Raw genomic sequence first — 7,216 nt, 5'->3', positions numbered from 1 at the left:
CAGGAGTAGCACCTTGAGTATCCGCAAGCGGATTCTCGCGTTGGTGGGAGCGGGGGCGCTGGCCGTGGTGCTGGGCGGGGTGGTGACGAGCCACCGGGCCAGCCATGTAGAGGCGGCGGCGCCGACGCAGGCGGCGATCGGCTGCGCCAACAGCACGCTGGCGACGGACATCGCCTTCCCCACGATCACCGGCGGCAGCATCATCACCAGCAACCAGGTCGCCTCGCCGGCGGCGATCCTCTCCGCCGGCGCGGTGGCGCCGGGGGCGCTGTCGATCACCACGCCCAACGGCGTGGTGCTGTGCGGCGCCGTCTTCGAGGACGTGCCCGCGGCCACGGCCACCGCCGGCCAGGACGCCGACCCCAGTACGATCGACGGCGGCACGATCACCTTCAATTTGACCTCGGGCGTGGCCACGATTTTGGAGAGCAACGCCTCCAACTTCACGGTGAGCTGCGGCTCGACCACGATCTTCGAGGGCTGCCAGGGGGCGAACCTGCTGCCCTCCGGCGCCTGCGTGGCGGCCTTGACCTGCACCTTCGCCACGCCCAACCCGGCGAACACGGTGCACGTGGCGCTGCGCGGCGGCGCCAGCTTCCCGCTGATCGGCGCCAGCTCGCCGGTGATCACGCTCTCGGCGACCTACAACCGCTTCCCGTCCCTGACGGCGCTGGCGGGGGCGGTGCCGGGCCCGGCGGCCACGGCGCCGATCAGCACGAACACGACGACGATCGGGCTGACGGTGCCGGCCTACGCCATGACGCTGACGCCCAGCCCGGCGACGATCTCGGCGGCCTCGGGCACGGGCGCGGGCAGCACACTGACGGCGGCGCTGTACCATGGCGTGGCCAACACCTGCTCGACCGTGACCGCGCCGATCGCGGTGGGCACGGCCTCGGGCACGGGCTTCGTCATCTGCCTGGGCGCCGGCGGCAGCTTCATCCAGACGGTGGCGGGCGCCGAGTCGGGCGTGGTCACCTTCAGCACCAGTTCCGGCGTCTTCGGCAACACCACGGCGGCGCAGGGCGGCGGCCAGCAGATCTTCAGCGTGCACTGCGGCCAGCTGCCGGCGACCAGCCCGGTGATCCTGATCCCCACGCTGGGGCTGAACCCGCTGTTCAGCCTCTCGGCCTGTGTCACGGCGCAGGCGACGCTGTTCGGCGGCGGCGCGGCCGGCACGGCGATCGTGGTGGCCAACTTCGTCGGCGACTTCACCGGCGCCACGGCGCAGGCGACGACGACGGTGTCGCTGGCGCCGCAGGCGGCGACGGTGGCGCTGTCGCGTGGCTGCAACGAGGTGATCACGGCGGCGAACACGGCGGCGGGCACGCCGGTCAGCACGATCGTCGGCCAGGTGCAGCCGGGCGGCATCGTGGTCAGCGTGTGGCGCTTCGACAACAGCCTGCACGCCTTCCAGGCGGGCTTCTTCAGCACGGCGGGGGCGCCGACCGACTTCAGCACCACGGGCCCCAGCCAGTCGCTGTTCATCTGTGTCAGTGCCAGTGGCACCTTCCCCACCGGCGCCTTCTAACGGGCGCCGGGCCGGCGGCGGTCCGCGCCCTGCGGGCCGCCGCCAGCGGGGGAAGGGGAGGAACAGAAGGGGAACCGCATTCATGAGCAGATGGAGCAACGCAACCCGGCTGGGGGCGCTGCTGGGGGCGGCGGCGCTGCTGGGCGGCCTGGCGCTGAGCGCGGCGGGGCCGGGTCCGGTGGCGGCGCAGACCGGCGGCAGCGCCACGCCGACGGCCACGGCCAGCGGGCCGACGCCGGCCAGTAATGTGGGCGGGCCGGCGGCGGTGCCCTCGGCGCGCTTCTTCGGCAGCGTCAGCCCGGCTGCGGGGTCGGCCTTGCCGGGCACGGTGGTGACGGCCAGCATCGGCGGCGTCTTGTGCGGCTCGGGCACGGTCAGTGCCGGGCAGTACACGGTGGACGTGCAGGCGATCCAGGGCTGCACGACGGCGGGCGCCAGTGTCAGCTTCACGGTGGGCGGCATGCCGGCCAGCCCCGCGGGCACGTTACCTTCGGTGCCGGGCACGGCGGTCAGCCTCAACCTGACGGTGAGTGCGCCGACGGCGACGCCGGCGCCGAGCACGCCGCCGCCGCCGCCGACGACGCGGCCGACGACGGCGCCGCCACCGCCGCCGCCGCCGCGGCCGAGCGCGACGCCGGCGCGGACGGCGACGGCGCGGCCCAGCGCCACGGCGGCGCAGGGGCAGCGGCCCAGTGCGCCGGCGGCGCAGAAGCCGGCGGCGGCCCCAGCGGCGCAGAAGCCGGCGGCGGCGGCGCGGCCGGCGGCGGTGGTGCTGCCCAACACGGGCAGTGGCGCGGCCACGGCCGGTGGCCCGCGGGCGCTGGCCCTGCTCAGCCTGCTGCTGGGCGCGGGGCTGCTCGGCGCCTCCGGCCTCATCGCTCTCCGCAAGAGCCGGTAGGCCCGATCAGGCTCGCAAGAGCCTGGACGCGGCGAAGCGAAGGGGCAGGCCCAACGGCCTGTCCCTTCTTCGTGCGCTGCTCCCTCCGCGCGTCAGTGGTACGTTGCCGGCCGGTTCAGGCAGGCCACTTCGAACTCGGGCGAGGCGGGCAGGGTGGTGAAGTCGGTGGGCGTGGTCGGGTTGGCGAAGAAGCCGGCCGCGAAGGCGCCCGTGTCCGGCACGAAGCGCCACAGCGAAACCACGGCGCTGGACGGGTCGAAGCGCGCCGCGATCGCGGCCATCGCCGTGCCCGGCTGCAGCGCCACATAGAAGCGGTTGCAGCCGGCGCCGATGATCGGCCGGGCCGTGCCCGCCACGCCCGGCGAGAACGTGACACACGATTCGGCAGAGGCGTAGGTGTACTGCCCGCCAAGCGTTGCCGCCACGCGGTAGCAGTAGAGGCCGGCATTCGCCAGCCCGTAGTCCGTGTAGCCGCGCACCGTGTTGGCCGCCGGGTAGATCGCCGCGCCGCTGTCGCCGCTCAGCAGCGCGTTGCGGCGAAAGACGATGAAGGCGTCGGAGTGCAGGGCGATTGCGCCCACACTCCAGCTCACCACCACCCCCTGGCCGTCGATCGCGTCGGTCGCGAACGCGGACAGCGCGCTGGTCGGCGGCGGCAACTGCGCCCGCGCCGGCGCCGCGGCAAGCGCGGTCAGCAGGCCGCCGAACGCGACGGCGAGCGCGAGCCGGACGAGCGGCCGACGGCGGGCGGGCATGGGACACCTCCGCGGTGCTCCATTACCTACTGCGCATGCCGTGCGCTGTCAACCGGCGCGGCCCACCCCTGCCTCGCTCAGGCTCGGCTGTCCCTTCCCCTCATGTGACTCGTGGGACATATGGGACATGAGGGAGGGTAGTCTGAGAGCCCCAAGGCAGACGCGGCTTGCCGAAGCGTGCCGCGGAGCGGCGATAGTGCATCGAAGCGGCGTGCGGCGCGCCCGCTTGCACCTGCGCGCCGGGGCCGCGAAGATAGCGGCCATGGACATTGAACGGATCTGGCAACTCGCCCACGCCACCGATGAAAACGTGCTCGCCGCGCGGCGGCAGATTCACCAGCACCCGGAGCTGAGCTTCCAGGAGCGTGAGACGGCGGCCTTCGTCGCCGATCGCCTGCGCGCCCTCGGCTACGAGCCGCAGACCGGCATCGCGGGCCACGGCATCAAGGCCGTGCTGCGCGGCGGCAAGGCGGGCCGCAGCATCGGCCTGCGCGCCGATATGGACGCCCTGCCGCTGCGCGAAGAACCCGGCCTGCCCTTCGCCTCCCAGCGCGAGGGCGTGATGCATGCCTGCGGCCACGATTCGCACACGGCGATGCTACTGGGAGCGGCCGAGGCGCTGCGCGCCCTGCGTGACGAGCTGGCGGGCAACGTCGTCTTCATCTTCCAGCCGGCCGAAGAGCTGCCGCCCGGCGGCGCCAGGCCGATGATCGAGGCCGGCGTGCTGGAAGATCCGCACGTCGATTGCATCTTCGGCCTGCACCAGGGCGACGTGCTGCCCGTGGGCTCGCTGGCCGTCGCGGGCGGGCCGCGCGCCGCCTCTGCCGACACGTTTCACATCACGATCCGCGGCCAGGGCGGCCACGCGGCGATGCCCCACCGCGCGATCGACGTGATCGCCGCCGGCGGCATGGCGATCAACGCCATCCACCAGATCGTCAGCCGCAAGCTGCCCGCCGTGCAGCCCGCGGTCATCACCATCGGCCAGGTGCATGCCGGCACCAAGGAGAACATCATCCCCGAGCTGCTGACGATGAGCGGCACGGTGCGCTGCTTCGACGAGGCGCTGCGCAAGGAGATCCCCGAGCACATCCGCGCCGCGATCGAGCCGGCCGCGGCGATGTACGGCGCCGCCGCCGAGCTGGAGTATCGCTTCGGCTATCCCGTGACGATCAACGACGTGGAGATGGCGCAGGTCTCGCGGCGGGCGGCGGCGCGGGTGGTGGGCGACGAGCAGGTGTTCACGCCGGAGCCGATCATGCCGGCCGAGGACTTCTCCTACTACCTGCAGCGCGTGCCCGGCGCCTTCGCCTCGCTGGGCGTGGGCACGCCGGGATCGGGCCGTCGCACCTCCGCCAGCCACAGCCCCGGCTTCTTCCTCGATGAAGCCGCCTTGCCGTATGGTGTCGCCTACTACATCTCGCTGGTCACCGACCTGATCGGCGGCCGGCAGCCGGCGTAAACGTGGGGCGGGGCGCATCGGGAGCCGCGCCAACCGGCTGAGGCGGCGGCGCCGTTCGCTGGCCGTGCGGTTATCCAAAGCCAGGTCAGGAGACGATGACGCGACGCTATCCCCGCAACGCCGCCGGCTCGCTGCCCGTGCTGACGGCCTCGTTCGCGCCGGCCAGCGCCGCGCAAGCTGGCGCCACGCCCGCCGCGCGTGCCGTGGCACGCCGCTTTCCGCTGGGTGAGGGCGGCGAGCGCGTCTTGCTGGCGGTGGCCGAGGGGATCGGCGACCCCGCCTCGGCCGAGGCGCAGGCCGCCGAAGCGCTGGGCCGGATCGAGGCGGTGATCGCCGGCGCCGCGTCCGATGCGCTGCCCGAAGATCTGCTCGACGCCGGCCTGCAGGCCGCCGCCGAGGGCGCTCGCCGCCTGGCGGCCCTGCCGGGCAGCGCTCCGGGCGCCGGCGTGGCCCTTACGGCGGCGATCGTGGAAGAGGGCACGATCACCGTAGCGGCCGCCGGTCACGGCGCCGTCTTCCTGCAGCGCGCGGGCGCGACGCACCGGCTCACCCAGGCGAGCGACGACGATCCACGGGTGTGGCTCGACGAGGGTGCGGAGCAGGCCGTCGCCCTGGCCGAGCGCCTGCAGCCGGGTGACGCGCTGCTGGTTGCGTCGGAACGCGTCGCTCGCGGCCTCGGCGGGCGCGTGATCGCGGCGGTCTTCGAAGAGTACGGCCCCGACGGCGCGGCCGATGAACTCTCCGGCCTGGCCGCCGATCTGCCGGATGCCGAGGGCGCCGCCGTGGCGTTGCTGCATCTGCCGGCCGCTGGCGCGGCGCCTGCCGTCGCGCCGGCCGCGGCTGGAGGGGCGGCGGTGCGGCCGGGCTGGCTGGTGCCGCTCGCCGTGATCGGCGCCGTGATCCTGGGGGTGATCGCGGCCGGCGCCATCGCTCTGGCCGTTTCGCGCGGCGGCAGCGGCAACAAGGCGGCCAGGAACCCCGCGGCCAACGCCGCGGCCGTGCGCACGCAGCTTCCCACGCCGCCCTCGACGTCGGCGGCGCCGGCCGCAACCGCGGCGGTCGAGGCGCCCAGCGCAACGCCCGCCGCAACGGAGAGACCCGCCGCCAGCCCGACACCGGGCGCGTCGCCCACGCCTCGGGTTTCCGCCACGCCCTCCAGCCTCACGAATCTGCCGGCCTGCAGCGGCGGCCCTGAAAGCAAGCCGTGCAGCTACACGGCGCAGCCCGGCGATTCGCTGTCGGTGATCGGCGACCGCTTCGATCTCACCCGCGCCTGTTTCGAGTCGGCGAACCTGAATCACGAGCCGGTGCCGCCGCGGGCGCCGGACTACCGTATCGGCGCCGGCGAAACCTACAGCATCCCCGACGACGTGACCTGCGCCGCGCTGCCGCCGGCGCCCGCGCCGCCGCCGGTTGCGGCCACGGCGCCGCCGCGCACGGCAGCTACCGCGCCGCCTGCCGCCGTCACCGCCACGCGCCCCGCGGCCACGCGCACCGCCGCCCCGGCCGCCAGCCCCGCCGCGCTGAGCCCGACGCGCGCCCCGGCGGCGGCGACCGCGCCAACGACGTCCACGGTGGCTGCGGCGCCCGTCACCGGTGCAGCAGCGCCGGCACGGCGCGGCCCGTGCACGCCGGTGCCCGGCGAGCAGTTCCCGCGGCCCACCTGTTAGACGCCGCGCGGCGCTGTCCCGCCGGCGCTCGCGCGACCGGCCGCCGTGCCTTCCAGCCAGGCGATCGGCCTGCCGTGCAGCCGCAACGCGCGATCCCCGTCGCACGCCGTCGCGAGCTTCGCCTGGAGCAGCCCGCCGAGGATCGCCGCGCCCAGCGCCCCGCCGAGGTGCGGCCGTCGCTCGGTCCAGTCGAGGCAGGCGGTGGCGAAGCGGCGGCGGGCGCGAATCGCGGCGGCCACGTCCACGCCGCGGGCCTCCAGCGCCGCGCTTCCTGCCGGCGAGAGGACGAATCCCGGCCGTGCCTCTGCCGGCGTCAGCCAGCCGCGCGCCAGCAATTCGTCCAGCAGGCCGACGCCCGCCACACCGGCCAGGTGATCGTAGCAGCGGCGCGCCTGGCGCATAGGCGCGTCGTTGCGCACCAGCCGTTCGGCCTGGGCGCTGCGCCGCGGCGCTACGTCCGGCATGCCCGCGAGGCGGCCGAGCGCCTCCAGCGCCGGGCGCACGCGGTCGGCGTCTACCCCGCAGGTGCGCTGGCGGCCGGCGGCGATCGTCTGGATAAGCCCGGCCCGGCGCAGCCGCGCCAGGTGTGCACTGACGCGCGGCTGCGGCAGCGCCAGCCGCGCCGCCAGGTCGCTGACCGTGGCTTCGCCCGCCAGCAGGGTCTCAAGGATGCGCAGCCGTGTGGTATCCGCCAGCACGTCCGCCAGCCCGGCCAGGCGCCGCGCCCGATTCTCATGCTCCATCCCGCGCCCCTCCTGTGCGTCCGGCTGCGCCGCCTCTGCCGCGCGATGCCCCGAACACTATACATCTGCTGTTGCGCATCTATGCAATGCACCGCTGGCGGGTGATGTGTGCCGCCGCGGCGAGCGGTCGGCATCCGCGAGCGGGCAGCAGAGACCG

At 74.7% G+C, this 7,216-nt stretch carries 6 protein-coding genes; 4 read left to right on the top strand and 2 right to left on the bottom strand.

Annotated elements, in window-relative coordinates:
- Together VKV26_25285 and VKV26_25280 are read left to right on the top strand one after the other, a co-directional pair.
- A partial coding sequence (locus VKV26_25285) for a hypothetical protein (GenBank protein HLZ73232.1) occupies window positions 1-1,531 on the top strand: 1,531 nt, incomplete at its 5' end.
- A gap of 82 nt (window positions 1,532-1,613) precedes the next feature.
- Window positions 1,614-2,429, top strand: a complete 816-nt coding sequence (locus VKV26_25280) for a hypothetical protein (GenBank protein ID HLZ73231.1) — start codon at window positions 1,614-1,616, stop codon at window positions 2,427-2,429.
- A 92-nt stretch (window positions 2,430-2,521) separates the two neighbouring features.
- Here VKV26_25280 and VKV26_25275 read toward each other — a convergent pair whose 3' ends face one another.
- Entirely contained in the window at window positions 2,522-3,184 is a 663-nt protein-coding gene (locus VKV26_25275; GenBank protein ID HLZ73230.1) for a hypothetical protein, read from the bottom strand.
- 262 nt (window positions 3,185-3,446) lie between these two features.
- On the opposite strand from VKV26_25275, the gene VKV26_25270 reads away from it, so the two are divergent.
- Window positions 3,447-4,646 carry an amidohydrolase gene (locus VKV26_25270; GenBank protein ID HLZ73229.1) on the top strand — a complete coding sequence of 400 codons (1,200 nt, stop codon included), beginning with the start codon at window positions 3,447-3,449 and terminating at the stop codon, window positions 4,644-4,646.
- 95 nt (window positions 4,647-4,741) lie between these two features.
- Window positions 4,742-6,316, top strand: coding sequence for a hypothetical protein (locus VKV26_25265; protein HLZ73228.1), 1,575 nt, complete (start codon window positions 4,742-4,744; stop codon window positions 6,314-6,316).
- Here VKV26_25265 and VKV26_25260 read toward each other — a convergent pair.
- Window positions 6,313-7,059 (bottom strand): metalloregulator ArsR/SmtB family transcription factor, encoded by a 747-nt coding sequence (locus VKV26_25260; protein ID HLZ73227.1) that lies wholly within the window; start codon window positions 7,057-7,059, stop codon window positions 6,313-6,315. The two genes, VKV26_25265 and VKV26_25260, sit on opposite strands and share 4 nt — an antisense overlap.
- Window positions 7,060-7,216: the final 157 nt, after the last annotated feature.

The sequence above is a fragment of the Dehalococcoidia bacterium genome (genome assembly GCA_035310145.1).
Classification (GTDB): domain Bacteria; phylum Chloroflexota; class Dehalococcoidia; order CAUJGQ01; family CAUJGQ01; genus CALFMN01.
This window is presented reverse-complemented; position numbering and strand designations above follow the sequence as displayed.